Below are 1752 nucleotides of genomic sequence, written 5' to 3' on the forward strand. Positions count from 1 at the left end.
CGGCGCGGCGCGACCCGCCGCAGGTGCTCGGCGACGGGCAGCACACGGTGCGCGAGCTGGTGGACATCGTCAACCAGGACCCGCGCCGCGGCACGGGCCACGGCACGGCGCTCACGCGCATCCGGCTCGACGACATCGCCCTCGCGCGCCTGGCGGCCGAGGGGCTCACGCCCGACTCCGTGCCGGTGCAGGGCCAGCGCGTGGTGCTGCGCAACAACGCCAACCTCTCGACCGGCGGCAGCGCCACCGACGTGACCGACGACGTGCACCCGGACATCGCCGCGCGCGCCGTCGAGGCCGCGCAGACCATCGGCCTGCACATCTGCGGCGTGGACGTGGTCTGCGAGACCATGCTGCGCCCGCTGGAGGAGCAAAACGGCGGCATCGTCGAGGTGAACGCCGCCCCGGGCCTGCGCATGCACCTGTCGCCCTCCTTCGGGCGGCCGCGCAACGTCGGCGCGCCGATGGTGGACGCGCTCTTTCCGCCGGGCGAGGACGGGCGCATCCCGGTGGTCGCCGTCACCGGCACCAACGGCAAGACCACCACCACGCGCCTGATTGCCCACCTGCTGTCGTCCCACGGGTTGCGCACCGGCATGACCAACACCGATGGCGTGTACGTGAACGGCCGCCAGATCGACAGCGGCGACTGCTCGGGGCCAAGGAGCGCGCGCAACGTGCTGTTCCACCCCGAAGTGGACGCGGCGGTGCTCGAATGCGCGCGCGGCGGCATCCTGCGGGAGGGCCTGGGCTTCGACCGCTGCCAGGTGGCGGTGGTGACCAACGTGGGCGCCGGCGACCACCTGGGGCTGAACTTCATCACCACGGTCGAGGACGTGGCGGTGCTCAAGCGCGTGATCGTGCAGAACGTGGCGCCGGACGGCTGGGCGGTGCTGAACGCGGCCGACCCCCACGTCGCCGCCATGGCGGGCATGTGCCCCGGCAGGGTCATCTTCTTCGCCGCCGAGCGCCACCACCCGGTCATGGCCACGCACCGCGCCCAAGGCGCGCGGGTGGTCTACGTGGACGGCGACCAGATCGTCGCCGCCGAGGGCTCGTGGCGCAAGAGCGTGCCGCTGCGCGACATTCCGCTCACGCACGGCGGCAGCATCGGCTTCCAGGTGGAGAACGCCATGGCGGCGGTGGCGGCCGCCTGGGCGGTGGGGCTGCCGTGGGAGACCATCCGCCGCGGGCTGGCGGGTTTTCGCAACGACAGCGACAACGCCCCCGGCCGCTTCAACCTGATGGACTACCGCGGCGCCACGGTGATCGCCGACTACGGCCACAACCCGGACGCCATGCGCGCCCTGGTGCAGGCGGTGCAGGCGCTGCCGGCGCAGCGCCGCAGCGTGGTGATCTCCGGCGCCGGCGACCGGCGCGACGAGGACATCACGGAGCAGACGCGCATCCTGGGCGGGGCCTTCGACGAGGTGGTGCTCTACCAGGACGCCTGCCAGCGCGGGCGCGCCGACGGCGAGGTGCTGGCGCTGCTGCGCGAGGGGCTGGCGGGCGCGGCGCGCGCCGAATACGTCGCCGAGATCCAGGGCGAATTCGCCGCCATCGACCACGCGCTCGCGCGGCTGGCGCCGGGCGACCTGTGCCTGGTGCTGGTGGACCAGGTGGAGGAGGCGCTGGCGCATCTGGCGCGCCGCTGCGCCGAGGCGCCGCAGGAGGCATCGGCATGAGGCGCCCGGCCTGCACCCCGGGCCTGCGCCGCTGGGCCGCGGCCGCCGCACTGGCGCTGGCGGCCGG

General features: G+C 74.3%; 1 protein-coding gene. It reads left to right on the top strand.

Features of this window, described 5'->3' with window-relative positions:
- The coding region (locus A612_RS05455; protein WP_019373528.1) for a Mur ligase family protein at positions 1-1685 on the top strand (1685 nt) is incomplete at its 5' end.
- Positions 1686-1752 lie beyond the last annotated feature (67 nt).

Source organism: Melaminivora alkalimesophila (assembly GCF_000282995.1).
GTDB classification, from domain to species: domain Bacteria; phylum Pseudomonadota; class Gammaproteobacteria; order Burkholderiales; family Burkholderiaceae_C; genus Melaminivora; species Melaminivora alkalimesophila.